Raw genomic sequence first — 15,603 nt, forward strand, 5'->3', positions numbered from 1 at the left:
CCCGACTGTGTGGGAACTGGTCAAAGCCGGCGGCTGGATGATGCTGCCGATCATTCTGTGTTCGATCGCCGCGCTCGGCATCAGTGCCGAACGCCTGTGGAGCCTGCGTCCCTCCCGCATCGCGCCGCCCAACCTGCTCGCCCAGGTATGGCGCTGGATCCAGGAGCGTCAGCTGGACGCCCAGAAGCTCAAGGAGCTGCGCGCTTCCTCGCCGCTGGGCGAGATTCTCGCCGCCGGGCTGGCCAATTCCCGCCATGGCCGCGAGATCATGAAGGAGTGCATCGAGGAAGCCGCCTCGCGGGTCATCCATGACCTGGAGCGCTACCTCAACGCCCTCGGCAGCATCGCCGCGGTGGCGCCGCTGCTCGGCCTGCTCGGCACGGTACTGGGGATGATCGAGATCTTCAGCGGCTTCATGAGCACCGGCATGGCCAATGCCCCGGTGCTGGCCGGCGGCATTTCCAAGGCGCTGATCACCACCGCGGCCGGGCTGATCGTGGCGATTCCGGCGCTGTTCTTCTACCGCTACCTGCAGCGCCGGGTCGACGAACTGGTGATGGGCATGCAGCAGGAAGCCGTGCGCCTGGTGGAGATGGTCCAGGGCGACCGCGAGGTCGATCTCGGCGAGGGCGGTGGGCGGTGAAGTTCCGACGCAAGCCCCGCGAGAACGTCGAGATCAACCTGGCCTCGCTGCTCGACGTGGTGTTCATCCTGCTGCTGTTCTTCGTGGTCACCACCACCTTCACCCGCGAGACCCAGCTGCAGATCGACCTGCCCGAGGCGGCCAGCGCCACGCCGCCGCAACCGAGCGAGCGCAAGCCCCTGGAAGTGCAGATCGCCGCCGACGGCAGCTACGCGCTCAATGGCCAGCCGCTGGCGCGCAGCGACCTGGCGACCCTCAGCAGCGCGCTGCAGCAGGCCTCTGCGGGCGACAGCAGCCTGCCGCTGGTGATCAGTGCCGACGCGCAGACCCCGCACCAGGCGGTGATCACCGCGATGGATGCCGCCGGCAAGCTGGGCTTTGCCCACCTGCGCATCAGCACCGTGGAAGCGGCGAAGCCGGGGCCATGAATCTGGCCGAGCGCCTCAGCCGTGCCTGGTATGCCGGGCATCCGGCCCTGTGCCTGCTGCGCCCGTTGGAGGCGCTGTATCGCTGGATCGTCCGGCGCCGGCGTACTGCCTTCCTCGCTGGTCGCAGTGCGGCTTTCCGTGCGCCGGTGCCGGTGATCGTGGTCGGCAACCTCAGCGTCGGCGGCACCGGCAAGACGCCGATGATCCTCTGGCTGATCGAGCACTGCCGCGCCCGCGGCCTGCGCGTCGGGGTGGTCAGCCGCGGCTATGGCGCCACGCCGCCGAGCCTGCCTTGGCGGGTGCGCGCCGGGCAGTCGGCCGCGCAGGCCGGCGACGAGCCGCTGATGATCGTCGAGCGCAGCGGCGTGCCGCTGATGATCGATCCGGATCGCGCTCGCGCGGTGCGCGCGCTGCTCGCCGAGGAGCCGCTGGACCTGATTCTCAGCGACGACGGCCTGCAGCATTACCGTCTGGCCCGCGACCTGGAGCTGGTGCTGATCGACGCCGCACGGGGCCTGGGCAACCGTCGCTGCCTACCGGCCGGCCCGCTGCGCGAGCCGCCGGAGCGTCTGCAAGAAGTCGATGCCTGTCTGCTCAACGGTGCGGGTGGCGACAGCGAGGCGGGTTTCGCCTTCAATCTGCGCCCTAGCGCGCTGGTCAACCTGGCCAGCGGCGAGCGCCGCCCGCTGGATCATCTGCCGGCGGGACAGGCGGTGCATGCGGTGGCCGGCATCGGCAACCCGCAGCGTTTCTTCGCCACCCTCGAGGCGCTACACTGGCGCCCGGTTCCGCATCCCTTCGCCGATCACGCGGCCTACGGCCCCGAGGATCTGCGCTTCAGCCCGGCCCTGCCGCTGCTGATGACCGAGAAGGATGCGGTGAAATGCCGGGGATTCGCCGCCGCCGACTGGTGGTATCTGGCCGTCGAAGGCCAGCCGTCGCCGGCCTTCGTGGCCTGGTTCGACGCCCAGCTGGCGCGTCTTGCGCCACGCTGACGGGGCCGGCGGCTCCCCCTGACTCCTCTTCCAGGATCGCTGCCATGGACCCGAAACTGCTCGATATCCTCGCCTGCCCGCTGTGCAAGGGCCCCCTCAAACTCAGCGACGACAAGTCCGAGCTGATCTGCAAGACTGACGGCCTGGCCTACCCGGTGCGCGACGGCATCCCGGTGATGCTGGAAGGCGAGGCGCGTACCCTGACCGTCGACGAGCGTCTGGACGCATGAGCATGGACTTCGTCGTCGTCATTCCCGCCCGCTACGCTTCCACCCGCCTGCCCGGCAAGCCGCTGCAGGATATCGCCGGCAAGCCGATGATCCGGCATGTCTGGGAACAGGCGCGCAAGAGCGCCGCCCGCCGCGTGGTGGTGGCCACCGACGATGTACGCATCGTCGAGGCCTGTCAGGGCTTCGGCGCCGAGGTGCTGCTGACCCGCGGCGACCACAACTCCGGTACCGACCGTCTGGCCGAAGTCGCCAGCCAGCTCGGCCTGGCCGCGGATGCCATCGTGGTCAACGTACAGGGCGACGAGCCGCTGATCCCGCCTGCGCTCATCGACCAGGTGGCGGCGAACCTGGCAGCCAACCCGCAGGCCGGCATCGCCACCCTGGCCGAGCCGATAGTCGATGCCGCCCAGCTGTTCAATCCCAATGCGGTCAAGGTGGTCAGCGATGCCGCGGGGCTGGCGCTGACCTTCAGCCGCGCGCCGCTGCCCTGGGCGCGCGATGCCTTCGCCACGGATCGCCAGAGTCTGCCGGACGGGGTGCCGTTCCGTCGCCACATCGGCATCTACGCCTACCGCGCCGGTTTCCTCCACGACTTCGTCGCCTGGGGGCCGTGCTGGCTGGAGGATGCCGAGTGCCTGGAGCAGTTGCGTGCGCTGTGGCACGGCGTGCGCATCCATGTCGCCGACGCCGTCGAGGCGCCGCCGGCCGGGGTCGACACGGCCGAAGACCTGCAGCGCGTCCGTCAGCTGCTGGGAGCCTGAGGTGCGCGTCCTGTTCGTCTGTCTCGGCAACATCTGTCGCTCGCCCACCGCCGAGGGGGTGATGCGCCACCGGCTGCAGCAGGCTGGGCTGGCCGCGCAGGTCGCGGTGGACTCCGCCGGCACCGCCGCCTGGCATATCGGCAAGGCGCCCGACCCGCGCACCTGCGCCGCCGCCGCGCAGCGCGGCTACCGCCTGCACGAGCTGCGGGCCCGCCAGGTGCAGGCCGAGGACTTCGCCCGCTTCGACCTGATCCTCGCCATGGACCACGACAACCTGCGCGAGCTGCAGCGCCTGCGTCCCGACTCCGCGGGCGCCGAGCTGGATCTGCTGCTGCGCCGCGGCGGACTGGCCGAGCATGAGGTCCCCGATCCCTACTACGGCGGCAGCGACGGTTTCGAGCGGGTGCTGGACCTGGTCGAGTCGGCCTGCGAGCGACTGATCGAGCAGATCCGGGAGCGCCTGTGAGCCTGAGCATTCATGAACACTACTCGCTGAAGGCCTGCAACACCTTCGGCGTCGACGTTGCGGCACGCTGGTTCGCCGAAGCCCGCGACGAGGCGCAGGTGCGCGAGGCGCTGGATGCCGCCGCCGCGCGCGGCGCCGAGCTGCTGGTGATCGGTAGTGGCAGCAACCTGCTGCTGACCGCCGATCTGGATGCCTTCGTGCTGCGCATGGCCAGTCGCGGCCGGCGTCTGCTGGGCGAGGAGGGGGGGCGGGTGCTGGTCGAGGCCGAGGCTGGCGAGCCCTGGCATCCCTTCGTGCTGTGGACCCTGGAGCAGGGCCTCGGCGGGCTGGAGAACCTCAGTCTGATCCCCGGCACCGTGGGCGCCGCGCCGATGCAGAACATCGGCGCCTACGGTGTCGAGCTGAAGGACGTGCTGCACAGCCTGGTGGCGCTGGATCGCCAGAGCGGCGAGCTGCGCGAGTTCGCCGCCGAGGAGTGCGCCTTCGCCTACCGCGACAGTCGTTTCAAGCGCGAGGCCGGGCGCTGGCTGATCCTGCGGGTGCGTTTCGCCCTGAGCCGCACGCCGCAGCTGCACCTCGACTACGGCCCGCTGCGCCAGCGCCTGCAGGCGCAGGGCATCGCCGCGCCGAGCGTGCTGGAGGTCAGCCGCGCGGTCTGTGCGATCCGCGCCGAGAAACTGCCCGACCCGCAGGTGCTCGGCAATGCCGGCAGTTTCTTCAAGAACCCGCTGGTCAGCGAAGCGCAGGCCAGCGCGCTGCGCGCGCAGTGGCCGGGGCTGGTCGCGTATCCGGCAGGCGAGGGGCAGGTCAAGCTGGCCGCCGGCTGGCTGATCGAGCAGGCCGGCTGGAAGGGCTATCGTGACGGCGATGCCGGGGTGCATGCCCAGCAGGCGTTGGTGCTGGTGAATCACGGCCGAGCCAGCGGCAGCGAGTTGCTGGACCTAGCCCGGCGCATCCAGGCCGATATCCGTGCCCGCTTCGGCGTCGAACTGGAGATCGAGCCGCTGGTCCGCTGAGCCGCACGCTGGCGCCGCGATTCTTTTCGCAGGCGACAAAAAGGGGGAGTGCCTTGCGGCACTCCCCCTTTTTGTCGGGCGCAACCGGCCGTCAGGCCTGGGGCTTGCGCTCTTCCTCGGCGCTCGCCGGGGCGCTCTCGGCACGGCCCTGCGCGTCGGTCGCGACCTCGGCAGGCATCTCCGCCAGCGGCTCGGTGCTGTCCGGCTGCGCGGTGGCGGCCTCTTGCGCGGCCGGGCTGGCGGTTTCGGCCGGTTCGGCCTCGACGGCGGCTGCCTGCTCGACGACCGGCTCGACGGCTTCCACCTGGGCCTCAGCTACCGGCTGGACGGGGCTGGCCGGTTCGGCTGCAGCCTCGACCTCGGCTGCGCTGACCGCGACGGCGGCGCTGGCGGCTGCCTGGGTGGCAGCCTCGCGTGCCTTGCGCTCGGCTTCGCGACGGCGGCGACGCTCGCGCGGGTCGTTGGGCGCACGGCCACCGGCGGCGGTCTGAGCGCTCTCTTCGCCGGCTTCGGCAGTCGGCTCGGCGGGCTCGCTCGTGACGAGGGCAACCGGCAGTTCGCTGCTTGCCGCGACGGTTTCGACCGGGGTGTCGAGCGGCTGGCTCGCCACTTCGGTGGCGACCGGGGCGGGCTGGGCGGCTACTTCGACCTCGGCGCTTGCCGCCTCGACCGGAGCGGCTTCGCTGACAGGCGCCGCTTCGGCTGCGATGGCGGTCACGGCAGCGCCGGTGGCCAGGATGGCGCCTTCGGCGGCGACCGGCTCGTCGCCCGGCAGTTCGATGCCTGCTTCGCGCTGGCGCTCGCGGCGGTTGCTGCGGCGGCGCTGGCCGCGCGAGCGGCGACGCGGACGTTCGCCGTCGCCGTCGTCGAGTTGCTCGTCCTGCTCCAGTTCCGCGTCGGCAGCGCCGTTGTCCGCTTCCTCGCCGGCTTCCTCGTGGCGCGGGATGCGCGGCGGGCGTTCGCTGCGCGGTTTGCGCTCGCTGCGCTCCTCGCGGCGACCTTCCTGCTCCTGCGGCACTTGCTCGATCACGGTGCTGCCGGCGTCCGCCACATTGTCGGGGGTTTCGCTCGGTACGGCGCGCTCTTCGCGGGCCATGCGCTCTTCGCGCGGCTGGCGCTCTTCACGAGCCTGGCGCTCCTCGCGGGGCTGACGCTCTTCACGCGGCTGGCGCTCTTCGCGGGGCTGACGCTCTTCACGAGCCTGGCGCTCCTCGCGGGGCTGGCGCTCTTCACGCGGCTGACGCTCCTCGCGCGGCTTGCGCTCTTCACGCGGCTGACGCTCCTCGCGCGGCTTGCGCTCTTCGCGGGGCTGACGCTCCTCGCGCGGCTTGCGTTCGCTGCGCTCGCCATCGCGGCGGCGATTCTGCTGGCGACCGTTGCGGCGTTCCTCGTTGCGGGCCTGGCGCTCGGAGCTGCTGGCCTCGGCGCTCGCGGCGGCGGCGACTGGCTTGGGCTCTTCCTTGCCGGCGAACAGGCTGACCAGGGAGCGGATCAGGCCCTTGAACAGGCTCGGTTCGGCGACCGGCTGCACGGGCGCTGCCGGTGCCGGCGCCGCTTCGGCCACCGCCACCTGAGGGGCCGGGCGCTCGGGGGCCACGGTCTTCACCGCCGCTTCCTGGCGCACCAGGGTGCGGGTGGCGGCGACCGGCTGGACTTCCTCGACTTCGCTCGGGGTCATCTCGTAGCTGGACTGGCCGACCTGCAGGTCCGGGCTGTCGTCGCGCAGGCGCTGCACTTCGAAATGCGGGGTTTCCAGGTGGTCGTTGGGCAGAATCACGATGCGCGCACGGGTACGCAGCTCGATCTTGGTGATGGCGTTGCGCTTCTCGTTGAGCAGGAAGGCGGCTACCGGGATCGGCACCTGGGCGCGCACCTCGGCGGTGCGGTCCTTGAGAGCCTCTTCCTCGATCAGGCGCAGGATCGCCAGCGACAGCGATTCAACGTCGCGGATGATGCCCTGGCCGTTGCAGCGCGGGCAGACCACGCCGCTGGTCTCGCCGAGCGAGGGACGCAGGCGCTGACGGGACATCTCCAGCAGGCCGAAGCGCGAGATGCGTCCGACCTGGACGCGGGCACGGTCGGCTTCCAGGCACTCGCGGACCTTGTCTTCCACAGCGCGCTGGTTCTTCGCCGGGGTCATGTCGATGAAGTCGATGACGATCAGGCCGCCGATATCGCGCAGGCGCAGCTGGCGGGCGATTTCCTCGGCCGCTTCCAGGTTGGTCTGCAGCGCGGTTTCCTCGATGTCGCCGCCCTTGGTGGCGCGCGCCGAGTTGATGTCGATGGACACCAGCGCTTCGGTCGGGTCGATGACGATGGAGCCGCCCGACGGCAGCTTGACTTCGCGCTGGAAGGCGGTCTCGATCTGGCTCTCGATCTGGAAGCGGTTGAACAGCGGTACGCTGTCCTGGTACAGCTTGATCTTGCTGGCGTACTGCGGCATCACCTGCTGGATGAAGCTCAGCGCTTCTTCCTGGGCCTCGATGCTGTCGATCAGTACCTCGCCGATGTCCTGGCGCAGGTAGTCGCGGATCGCACGGATGATGACGTTACTTTCCTGGTAGATCAGGAAGGGCGCCTGGCGCTCGCCGGAGGCTTCCTTGATCGCGCTCCACAGTTGCAGCAGGTAGTCCAGATCCCACTGCAGCTCTTCGCTGGAGCGGCCGAGTCCCGCGGTGCGCACGATCAGGCCCATGTCGGCCGGGGCGTTGAGGCCATTGAGGGCTTCGCGCAGTTCGTTGCGCTCTTCGCCCTCGATGCGCCGGGAAATGCCGCCGGCCCGCGGGTTGTTGGGCATCAGCACCAGGTAGCGTCCGGCCAGGCTGATGAAGGTGGTCAGCGCCGCGCCCTTGTTGCCGCGCTCTTCCTTCTCGACCTGGACGATGACTTCCTGGCCTTCGCGCAGTACGTCCTTGATGTTGACCCGCCCTTCGGGAGTCTTGGAGAAGTATTCGCGGGAGATTTCCTTGAGCGGCAGGAAGCCGTGGCGCTCGGCGCCGAAGTCGACGAAGGCCGCTTCGAGGCTGGGTTCGACGCGGGTGATGCGGCCCTTGTAGATGTTGGCCTTCTTCTGCTGGCGAGCGCCCGACTCGATATCGAGGTCGAACAGGCGTTGGCCATCGACCAGGGCAACACGCAACTCTTCGGGTTGAGTCGCGTTGATCAGCATTCTTTTCATGTAGTACCAATGGTTTCCGGGCTGCCGGAAACGGCGGTTGGCACACACGACTCTCATGGTCGGTGTCAGGTGCGCCGGGAGCGGCCAGGCCGTTACCCTTGTCAAGCTGCACAGGCTATCTGGCCTGGCTGCGACTGGCGTCTCCTGCTGACTGTAGGTACAGAAGCACTCTTCGAGGAGGAGGAATCAAACAACGCTGCGGACGATCATGGCGTCTGGAAAGTCGAGTGCTACGCAGTCCGTCGTTTGTGCATCTCCACCCTGCACGTATCCCAGAGAATCGGGTGCCGCTCGCAGAATCCGCAGCGGGTTAGCATTCGCGCGCCACGCTGGGCGTTGCACGCATCATGTCTCGAGGCCTGGTTTTCCGAGTCGCTGCAACGCTTGTGCCCGCGACCCGTCGGACGGCCTGGCGTCCAGTGGTTGTATGTCCGGCGGCAGAACTCGTGTCCTGTATGCGCGCGGAATGCCGCTTTTGACGGCCGCCGGAATATAGCAGCAATCATTAAATGCTTCAATTCGGGGAAAAATTGCTATGATCCGCGCATGACAAATCCCGCTCAAATCTCCACCGGCGTCCAGTTGCTCGAAGTGCAGCCGGAACTGGCCGGGCAACGCATCGACAACTTTCTCCGCACCCAGCTCAAGGGCGTCCCCAAGACCCTGATCTACCGCATCCTGCGCAAGGGCGAGGTGCGGGTGAACAAGGGACGGATCAAGCCCGAGTACAAGCTGCAGGCTGGCGACATCGTGCGCGTGCCGCCGTTGCGCCTGGCCGAACGCGACGAGCCCGAGCCGCTGGCTCAGGGGTTGCTGCAGCGGCTGGAGGCGGCCATCGTCTACGAGGACAAGGCGCTGATCGTGCTCAACAAGCCGGCCGGTATCGCCGTGCACGGCGGCAGCGGGCTGAGCTACGGGGTGATCGAGGCATTCCGCCAGTTGCGCCCCGAGGCGAAGGACATCGAGTTGGTGCATCGGCTGGATCGCGACACCTCGGGTCTTTTGATGATCGCCAAGAAGCGCAGCATGCTGCGCCATCTGCACGAGGCGTTGCGCGGCGACGGCGTCGACAAGCGCTACCTGGCGTTGGTGTGCGGCAGCTGGCCGACCGCTAAGAAGAAGATCAGCGCGCCGCTCTTGAAAAACAACCTGCGCTCGGGCGAGCGGATGGTTGAGGTCAACCCCGAGGGCAAGGACGCGCTGACCGAGTTCCGCGTGGTGCGCCGCTTCGGCGAGTTCGCCACGCTGGTGGAGGCCAGCCCGATCACCGGGCGCACCCACCAGATCCGCGTGCATGCCAAGCATGCCGGGCATTCGATTGCCGGCGACAGCAAGTACGGCGACGACGAATTCACCCGCGAGATCCGCGAGCTGGGCGGCAAGCGCCTGTTCCTGCATGCCCATGCCTTGCGGGTGACGCTGCCTGACGGCGGCGTGCTGGCGCTGGAAGCGCCGGTCGACGAGGTGTGGATGCAGACCCTGGGGCGTCTCGATGCTTGATTACCGCCTGCTGGTCTTCGACTGGGACGGCACGCTGGTCGACTCGATCGCGCGCATCGTCGAGTCGATGCGCGTCGCCGCCGCCGAGTGCGCCCTGCCGCAGCGAGACGAGGCGACGATCCGCGGCATCATCGGTCTCGGCTTGCCGGAAGCGATCCGGAGTCTCTATCCCGAACTGGATGATCCTCGGCAGGTGGAGCGATTCCGGCGCGTCTACAGTGATCACTACATTCAGCTGGAAAGCAGTCCGTCGCCGCTGTTCGAGGGTGTGCTGGACTCGCTGCTGGCGTTCCGCGCGCAGGGCTATCGCCTCGCCGTGGCTACCGGCAAGAGCCGTCGCGGGCTGGATCGGGTGCTGGCCGGGCATGGCTGGGAAGCATTCTTCGATATCACGCGCTGCGCCGACGAAACCGCGAGCAAGCCCGATCCGCGGATGCTGCACGAGATTCTGGTCTGCTGTCGGATCGGGGCAGGGCAGGCGCTGATGGTCGGCGATTCGCCCTTCGACCTGCAGATGGCACAGCGGGCAGGCATGGCGGCGGTGGCGGTGGGCTATGGTGCCCAGCCGCTGGAGGTGTTGCGGGAGTATCGCCCGCAGCTGGCTATCGAGCGCTTCGCTGAGTTGCGCGACTGGCTGGCACGTGGCGACGGCCGCCTGAAGGGAGTGGATGAGCATGCAGTCGGATGAGTGGAAGGCGCCTGCGGCGCCGGAAGACGAAAAGACCTGGAAGCTGCTGGAAAAGGCAGTGCTGGCTGGGGTGATCGAGCAGCGCCGGGCGCGGCGCTGGGGCATCTTCTTCAAGGGGCTCGGCCTGATCTATCTGTTCGGCGTGCTGTTCCTGTTCTCCTCCTGGGGCGATCTGGAGAAGAAGGCAGCGCACCGCCCGCACACTGCGCTGATCGAGTTGCGCGGAATGATCGCCGACGAGGAGCGGGCCAGTGCCGACAATCTGGTCGGCAGTCTGCGTGCAGCCTTCGAGGACAAGAATACCCGCGCGGTGCTGCTGCGCATCAACAGTCCGGGCGGCAGCCCGGTGCAGTCGGGTTATGTCTACGACGAGATTCGTCGCCTGCGCAGCCTGTATCCGCAGATCAAGGTGTATGCGGTGATCACCGATCTGGGTGCGTCCGGCGCCTACTATATCGCCAGTGCGGCGGACGCCATCTATGCCGACAAGGCGAGTCTGGTCGGCTCCATCGGGGTGACGGCCTCCGGCTTCGGTTTCGTCGGGGTGATGGACAAGCTGGGCGTCGAGCGGCGGGTGTACACCTCCGGCGAGCACAAGACCTTCCTCGATCCGTTTGCACCGCAAAAGGAGGAGGAGAGCCGCTTCTGGGGTGGTGTGCTGGAAACCACCCACAAGCAATTCATCGCCAGCGTCAAGCAGGGGCGCGGCGAGCGTCTGAAGGATGCCGAGCATCCTGAGCTGTTTTCCGGGCTGGTCTGGTCTGGCGAGCAGGCGCTGGAGCTGGGGTTGATCGACGGGCTGGGCAGCGCCAGTCATGTGGCGCGCGAGGTGGTTGGCGAGGAAAATCTGGTCGATTTCACCCAGAAGGAGTCGCCGATCGACCGCTTTGCCAAGAAGATCGGTGCTGGCGTCAGCGAGCAGCTGTCGCTGTGGATGGGCTTGCCCGGGCCGAACCTGCGCTAGACGCGCCTTCAGGGAACGCTGATGTTCTCGTTCAGCAGCATGTCCACCAGGCGAATCAGTGGCAGGCCGATCAGGCTGGTGGCGTCTTCGCCTTCGGTGGCGCGAAACAGGCTGATGCCCAGGCCTTCGGACTTGAAGCTGCCGGCGCAGTCGTAGGGTTGTTCGAGCTTCAGGTAGCGCTCGATGCGGGCGTCGTCGAGCGCTCTGAAATGTACGGTGAAGGGGATGCAGGCGTTCTGTGTTCGGCCGCTGTGCGAGTTGTACAGGCACAGTCCGGTGTGGAAGATCACGCTGGAGTTGCTGGCGGCGCGCAGTTGTTCGCGGGCGCGGGCGAAATCGTGCGGTTTGCCGAGGATGCGACCATCGGCCAGGCTGGCGACCTGGTCCGAGCCGATGATCAGGTGCTCCGGATAGCGCGCGGCAAGGGCGCGGGCCTTGGCTTCGGCCAGGCGGCAGACCAATTGCGGGCCGTCTTCGTCGGGAAGCGGGCTTTCGTCGATCTCGGGCGCCGCATGCTCGAAAGGCAGCCGCAGGCGCTCCAGCAGGCTGCGGCGATAGGGTGAGCTGGAGGCGAGAACCAGGTGTGGCATGGCGATTTCCTCGGGAATGGCCGGCAATTCTATGTGTCCTGAGCGTGCGTCGCACGGTCGGGAAATTTCTTTGACAGTTAATAGGGGTGTCCCTAGAATGGCGCGCTTATGTTGAAAGGGCCGATTCCACCTCACATCGATCCGCGAAAGCTTGCCGATCGTGCCATCACTCTCGAAGGTGAGTGGCCGCTTGCGCAGTTTTCGAGGCTCTGCGAGCAGTTGGTCAGCGATGCCGGTAGCGTTCACGCTCGTTTCGAGTTTGGCCGCGACGAGCAGAGGCTGATCGTCATGCGCGGCAATCTCGAGGTCGAGGTGCAGATGGTTTGCCAGCGTTGTCTGGAGCCCGCTCTCCTGCCGGTACACAGCGAGTTTATCTACGCGGTACTCAAGGAAGGCGGTTCTGCGGACGGTCTGCCGAAAGGCTACGACGCGCTGGAGCTGGGAGAAGAACCGCTCGACCTGCTGGAACTGGTCGAAGACGAACTGCTCCTGGCGCTTCCCATTGTGCCGGCCCACGACCCCGAGGAATGCCAGCATCCGGCAGGTTTTGCGGCAGCACCAGAACCGAGCGTCGAAGAGGTTCCGCGGTCCAACCCGTTCGACGTACTGGCGCAGTTGAAACGTGACCCGAACGTTTAGGAGTTAATCATTATGGCTGTTCAGCAGAACAAAAAGTCTCGTTCCGCCCGCGACATGCGCCGTTCCCACGACGCCCTCGAGGCCAACGCCCTGTCCGTCGAGAAGAGCACCGGTGAAGTTCACCTGCGCCACCACGTGACCCCGGACGGTTTCTACCGTGGTCGCAAGATCGTCGACAAGGGCGCTGCCGAGTAATCCTTGTCTGCGCCGGTCATCGCGATCGATGCAATGGGTGGGGACTTCGGTCCCCACTGCATTGTCCCGGCCTGTGTCGACAGCCTGGCCGATTCCCCCCTTCTGCGGCTGATTCTCGTCGGCCAGCACGACATTCTTGAGCAACTGGTTGCTCAGTATCCCCGCCTCGACCGTACCCGCCTTCTGATTCGCCCCGCCGCCGATATCGTCGCCATGGACGCCCGTCCCGCCCAGGTGCTGCGCGGCAGTGCCGATTCGTCGATGCGCCAAGCGCTCGAGTTGGTGCGCCGTGGCGAGGCCCAGGCCTGCGTCAGCGCCGGCAATACCGGCGCCTTGATGGCGCTGTCCCGGCATGTGCTCAAGACCCTGCCGGGGATCGACCGGCCGGCGATGGTCACGGCGGTGCCGACCGCCGCCGGCAGCTGCCTGTTGCTGGATCTGGGGGCGAATATCGACTGCTCGGCGGAGAACCTCTATCAGTTCGCGGTGATGGGTGCGGTGGCTGCCGAGGCGCTGGGCGTCGTGCGCCCGCGGGTGGCGTTGCTGAATGTCGGTACCGAGGCGATCAAGGGCAACCAGCAGGTCAAGCTGGCTGCCAGCCTGCTGCTGCAGGCCCGCGAGCTGAACTATGTCGGTTTCGTCGAGGGTGACGGCCTGTATCGCGGCGAGGCCGATGTGGTCGTGTGCGACGGCTTCGTCGGCAATATCGTGCTCAAGGCCAGCGAAGGGCTGGCCTCGATGATCGCCGCGCGGGTGGCGGCGCAGTTCGCCGCGGGGCCGCTGTCCCGGCTCGTCGGGCTGCTCGCCCTGCCGCTGTTGCGTCGCCTGCAGGGCGAGCTGCGTCCGGCACGGCACAACGGCGCCAGTTTTCTCGGTTTGCAGGGGATCGTGGTAAAAAGTCACGGCGCCGCCGGGCCCGAGGGCTTCCGCAGTGCCATCCGGCGGGCGCTGACGGAGGTCGACGAGAACCTGCCGCAGCGTCTGCATGGGCGTCTCGAACATCTGCTCCTGTGACCCGTGTACGGGGGCGCTCATCCAACGGTTCAGTGTCGTGCGGCCGGCGTTGCCGTACGCTGATCCACCTGTACTCAAGGAACCGGCTTTCATGTCTTCTTCCCTTGCTTTCGTTTTCCCCGGTCAAGGCTCCCAGGCCGTCGGTATGCTGGCCGAACTGGGCGGTCAGCATGCGCTGATTCGCGACACCTTCGCCGAGGCCTCCGCCGCGCTGGGCTACGATCTCTGGGCGCTGACCCAGGAGGGTCCGGCCGAGCAGCTCAACCAGACCGACAAGACCCAGCCGGCGATCCTGGCCGCCTCCATTGCCCTGTGGCGTCTGTGGCAGGCCGAGGGTGGCGCGCAGCCGGCGTTCGTCGCCGGTCACAGCCTGGGCGAGTACTCGGCGCTGGTCGCCGCCGGCAGCCTGGAGTTCGCCGCAGCGGTCACGCTGGTCGAGCTGCGTGGCCAGCTGATGCAGCAGGCGGTGCCGGCCGGGCAGGGCGGCATGGCGGCGATCCTCGGCCTGGACGACGATGCCGTGCGTGCGGCCTGCGCCGAGGCGGCGCAGGGCGAGGTGGTCAGCGCGGTCAACTTCAACGCACCCGGTCAGGTGGTGATCGCCGGTGCCGCCGCTGCCGTCGAGCGCGCCATCGAGGCCTGCAAGGCGCGGGGCGCCAAGCGCGCCATGGCGTTGCCGGTGAGCGTGCCGTCGCACTGTGCGCTGATGCGTCCGGCGGCCGAGCAGTTCGCCGCCGCGGTGGACGCCATCGCCTGGCAGGCGCCGCAGATCGCCATCGTGCAGAACACCAGCGCCCAGGTGCCGGGCGATCTGGGCGTGCTGCGCCAGGATCTGCTCGCCCAGCTGTACAGCCCGGTGCGCTGGGTCGAATCGGTGGAGCTGCTGGCCGCGCGCGGCGTCAGCGAGCTGGTCGAGTGCGGTCCGGGCAAGGTGCTTTCCGGTCTCAACAAGCGCTGCGCTAAGGGCGTCAACACCCACAATCTGGATACCCCCGACGCCTTCGCTGCCGCCCGCGCAGCGCTGGCCTGAACCTCAGGAGAATTCCCCATGAGTCTGCAAGGTAAGGTGGCCCTGGTCACCGGCGCCACCCGTGGCATCGGCCAGGCGATCGCCCTGGAGCTGGGCCGTCAGGGCGCCATCGTCATCGGCACCGCGACCAGCGCCAGTGGCGCCGAGCGCATCGCCGAAACCCTCAAGGCCCACGGCATCGAGGGCGCCGGCCTGGTGCTCGACGTGTCCAGCGACGAGTCCGTGGCCCAGACCCTGGAGCACATCCAGCAGCACCTCGGTCAGCCGACCATCCTGGTCAACAATGCCGGCATCACCCGCGACAACCTGATGCTGCGTATGAAGGACGCCGAGTGGCACGACGTCATCAACACCAACCTGACCAGCATCTACCGCCTGTCCAAGGCGCTGCTCAAGGGTATGACCAAGGCTCGCTGGGGGCGGATTATCAACATCAGCTCGGTGGTCGGCTCGATGGGCAACGCCGGTCAGGCCAACTACGCGGCGGCCAAGGCCGGTGTCGAGGGCTTCTCGCGCGCGCTGGCGCGCGAGGTGGGTTCGCGCAACATCACCGTCAATGCGGTGGCGCCGGGCTTCATCGACACCGACATGACCCGCGAGCTGCCGGAAGCGCAGCGCGAGGCGCTGCTGACCCAGATTCCGCTGGGCCGCCTGGGTCAGGCCGAGGAAATCGCCAGTGTGGTGGGCTTCCTGGCCGGCGACGGCGGGGCCTATGTGACCGGCGCCACGATTCCGGTCAACGGCGGCATGTATATGTGAGTGGGCGTGACGGTCGGTGAGCGCCGGCCGTCAGCCGCTTGTATCGTCAGGTTGTATTGTAATTTTCGGTAGCACTGGTGGATGTACCGGAGGGCGGGGCGGCAAGCGTTTTGCTTGAAAAGCCGAAAACCCTTTCTATACACTACGCGCCACCAGCTACATTGGATTCTCCATAGGAGTGAGAACTGGATATGAGCACCATCGAAGAACGCGTCAAGAAGATCGTCGCCGAGCAACTGGGCGTTAAAGAAGAAGAAGTGACCAACGGCGCTTCCTTCGTTGAAGACCTGGGCGCGGACTCCCTGGATACCGTCGAGCTGGTGATGGCTCTCGAAGAAGAATTCGAGACCGAGATTCCGGACGAGCAGGCCGAGAAGATCACCACCGTTCAGGAAGCCATCGATTACGTCAATGCTCACGGTCAGCAATAAGTAATCGCCGGTTCCGGCATGGAAAAGCCGCACGTCTGTGACAAGACGTGCGGCTTTTCTTTGGAATCAAGGAAGG

At 67.5% G+C, this 15,603-nt stretch carries 18 protein-coding genes; 16 read left to right on the plus strand and 2 right to left on the minus strand.

What is annotated here, in order from left to right; translation table 11 throughout:
• Positions 1-7 precede the first annotated feature (7 nt).
• The 7 genes from BLU22_RS10350 to murB are packed head-to-tail and all read left to right on the plus strand — an operon-like array spanning position 8 to position 4,539.
• Entirely contained in the window at positions 8-643 is a 636-nt protein-coding gene (locus BLU22_RS10350; RefSeq protein WP_090214181.1) for a MotA/TolQ/ExbB proton channel family protein, read from the plus strand.
• A complete protein-coding gene (locus BLU22_RS10355) occupies positions 640-1,071 on the plus strand; it encodes an ExbD/TolR family protein (RefSeq protein ID WP_090214183.1) in 432 nt (143 codons plus the stop codon). Before BLU22_RS10350 ends, BLU22_RS10355 begins: the two co-directional genes overlap by 4 nt.
• Positions 1,068-2,066 carry a tetraacyldisaccharide 4'-kinase gene (gene lpxK, locus BLU22_RS10360; RefSeq protein WP_090214184.1) on the plus strand — a complete coding sequence of 333 codons (999 nt, stop codon included), beginning with the start codon at positions 1,068-1,070 and terminating at the stop codon, positions 2,064-2,066. Before BLU22_RS10355 ends, lpxK begins: the two co-directional genes overlap by 4 nt.
• Before the next feature lie 44 nt (positions 2,067-2,110).
• Complete coding sequence (locus tag BLU22_RS10365) at positions 2,111-2,296, plus strand: Trm112 family protein (RefSeq protein ID WP_090214186.1); 186 nt, start codon at positions 2,111-2,113, stop codon at positions 2,294-2,296.
• Positions 2,293-3,057 (plus strand): 3-deoxy-manno-octulosonate cytidylyltransferase, encoded by a 765-nt coding sequence (kdsB, locus tag BLU22_RS10370; protein ID WP_090214188.1) that lies wholly within the window; start codon positions 2,293-2,295, stop codon positions 3,055-3,057. Before BLU22_RS10365 ends, kdsB begins: the two co-directional genes overlap by 4 nt.
• A gap of 1 nt (position 3,058) precedes the next feature.
• Positions 3,059-3,523 carry a low molecular weight protein-tyrosine-phosphatase gene (locus BLU22_RS10375; RefSeq protein ID WP_090214189.1) on the plus strand — a complete coding sequence of 155 codons (465 nt, stop codon included), beginning with the start codon at positions 3,059-3,061 and terminating at the stop codon, positions 3,521-3,523.
• Entirely contained in the window at positions 3,520-4,539 is a 1,020-nt protein-coding gene (gene murB, locus BLU22_RS10380) for a UDP-N-acetylmuramate dehydrogenase (RefSeq protein ID WP_090214191.1), read from the plus strand. The genes BLU22_RS10375 and murB overlap by 4 nt, the downstream gene beginning before the upstream one ends.
• 91 nt (positions 4,540-4,630) lie before the next feature.
• On the opposite strand, the gene rne is transcribed toward murB, so the two are convergent.
• Entirely contained in the window at positions 4,631-7,717 is a 3,087-nt protein-coding gene (rne, locus tag BLU22_RS10385) for a ribonuclease E (protein WP_197676752.1), read from the minus strand.
• A 546-nt stretch (positions 7,718-8,263) separates the two neighbouring features.
• Between rne and rluC the strand changes: the two genes are divergently transcribed.
• From rluC to BLU22_RS10400, 3 genes are read left to right on the plus strand one after another with little or no spacing between them, the layout of a single operon-like run.
• On the plus strand, positions 8,264-9,217 hold the full coding sequence (gene rluC, locus BLU22_RS10390; RefSeq protein ID WP_090214194.1) for a 23S rRNA pseudouridine(955/2504/2580) synthase RluC: 954 nt from the start codon (positions 8,264-8,266) through the stop codon (positions 9,215-9,217).
• Complete coding sequence (locus tag BLU22_RS10395) at positions 9,210-9,905, plus strand: HAD-IA family hydrolase (RefSeq protein ID WP_090214196.1); 696 nt, start codon at positions 9,210-9,212, stop codon at positions 9,903-9,905. Before rluC ends, BLU22_RS10395 begins: the two co-directional genes overlap by 8 nt.
• Entirely contained in the window at positions 9,892-10,869 is a 978-nt protein-coding gene (locus tag BLU22_RS10400) for a S49 family peptidase (protein ID WP_090214198.1), read from the plus strand. Before BLU22_RS10395 ends, BLU22_RS10400 begins: the two co-directional genes overlap by 14 nt.
• An 8-nt stretch (positions 10,870-10,877) precedes the next feature.
• On the opposite strand, the gene BLU22_RS10405 is transcribed toward BLU22_RS10400, so the two are convergent.
• Positions 10,878-11,459: a Maf family protein gene (locus BLU22_RS10405; RefSeq protein WP_090214199.1), complete on the minus strand. Its 582-nt coding sequence runs from the start codon at positions 11,457-11,459 to the stop codon at positions 10,878-10,880.
• A 108-nt stretch (positions 11,460-11,567) separates the two neighbouring features.
• Between BLU22_RS10405 and BLU22_RS10410 the strand changes: the two genes are divergently transcribed.
• From BLU22_RS10410 to acpP, 6 genes are all read left to right on the plus strand, one after another.
• Entirely contained in the window at positions 11,568-12,098 is a 531-nt protein-coding gene (locus BLU22_RS10410) for a YceD family protein (protein ID WP_090214201.1), read from the plus strand.
• A gap of 12 nt (positions 12,099-12,110) precedes the next feature.
• Positions 12,111-12,293: a 50S ribosomal protein L32 gene (rpmF, locus tag BLU22_RS10415; protein WP_090214203.1), complete on the plus strand. Its 183-nt coding sequence runs from the start codon at positions 12,111-12,113 to the stop codon at positions 12,291-12,293.
• Positions 12,294-12,296: 3 nt separating this feature from the next.
• Positions 12,297-13,307: a phosphate acyltransferase PlsX gene (gene plsX / locus BLU22_RS10420; RefSeq protein WP_090214204.1), complete on the plus strand. Its 1,011-nt coding sequence runs from the start codon at positions 12,297-12,299 to the stop codon at positions 13,305-13,307.
• A gap of 91 nt (positions 13,308-13,398) precedes the next feature.
• Positions 13,399-14,337 carry an ACP S-malonyltransferase gene (gene fabD / locus BLU22_RS10425; RefSeq protein WP_090214206.1) on the plus strand — a complete coding sequence of 313 codons (939 nt, stop codon included), beginning with the start codon at positions 13,399-13,401 and terminating at the stop codon, positions 14,335-14,337.
• Between the two features lie 18 nt (positions 14,338-14,355).
• Positions 14,356-15,096: a 3-oxoacyl-ACP reductase FabG gene (fabG, locus tag BLU22_RS10430; protein WP_090214207.1), complete on the plus strand. Its 741-nt coding sequence runs from the start codon at positions 14,356-14,358 to the stop codon at positions 15,094-15,096.
• A 191-nt stretch (positions 15,097-15,287) separates the two neighbouring features.
• Positions 15,288-15,527 carry an acyl carrier protein gene (gene acpP / locus BLU22_RS10435; RefSeq protein WP_090214209.1) on the plus strand — a complete coding sequence of 80 codons (240 nt, stop codon included), beginning with the start codon at positions 15,288-15,290 and terminating at the stop codon, positions 15,525-15,527.
• Positions 15,528-15,603 lie beyond the last annotated feature (76 nt).

Source organism: Pseudomonas guangdongensis (assembly GCF_900105885.1).
Lineage (GTDB): Bacteria > Pseudomonadota > Gammaproteobacteria > Pseudomonadales > Pseudomonadaceae > Geopseudomonas > Geopseudomonas guangdongensis.

Coding starts and splice junctions, on each gene's coding strand:
- lpxK (WP_090214184.1), top strand. CDS start 1,068: ATGAATCTGGCCGAGCGCCTCAGCCGTGCCTGGTATGCCGGGCATCCG.
- BLU22_RS10365 (WP_090214186.1), top strand. CDS start 2,111: ATGGACCCGAAACTGCTCGATATCCTCGCCTGCCCGCTGTGCAAGGGC.
- kdsB (WP_090214188.1), top strand. CDS start 2,293: ATGAGCATGGACTTCGTCGTCGTCATTCCCGCCCGCTACGCTTCCACC.
- rne (WP_197676752.1), bottom strand. CDS start 7,717: ATGAAAAGAATGCTGATCAACGCGACTCAACCCGAAGAGTTGCGTGTT.
- rluC (WP_090214194.1), top strand. CDS start 8,264: ATGACAAATCCCGCTCAAATCTCCACCGGCGTCCAGTTGCTCGAAGTG.
- BLU22_RS10395 (WP_090214196.1), top strand. CDS start 9,210: ATGCTTGATTACCGCCTGCTGGTCTTCGACTGGGACGGCACGCTGGTC.
- BLU22_RS10400 (WP_090214198.1), top strand. CDS start 9,892: ATGCAGTCGGATGAGTGGAAGGCGCCTGCGGCGCCGGAAGACGAAAAG.
- BLU22_RS10405 (WP_090214199.1), bottom strand. CDS start 11,459: ATGCCACACCTGGTTCTCGCCTCCAGCTCACCCTATCGCCGCAGCCTG.
- BLU22_RS10410 (WP_090214201.1), top strand. CDS start 11,568: ATGTTGAAAGGGCCGATTCCACCTCACATCGATCCGCGAAAGCTTGCC.
- rpmF (WP_090214203.1), top strand. CDS start 12,111: ATGGCTGTTCAGCAGAACAAAAAGTCTCGTTCCGCCCGCGACATGCGC.
- fabD (WP_090214206.1), top strand. CDS start 13,399: ATGTCTTCTTCCCTTGCTTTCGTTTTCCCCGGTCAAGGCTCCCAGGCC.
- fabG (WP_090214207.1), top strand. CDS start 14,356: ATGAGTCTGCAAGGTAAGGTGGCCCTGGTCACCGGCGCCACCCGTGGC.
- acpP (WP_090214209.1), top strand. CDS start 15,288: ATGAGCACCATCGAAGAACGCGTCAAGAAGATCGTCGCCGAGCAACTG.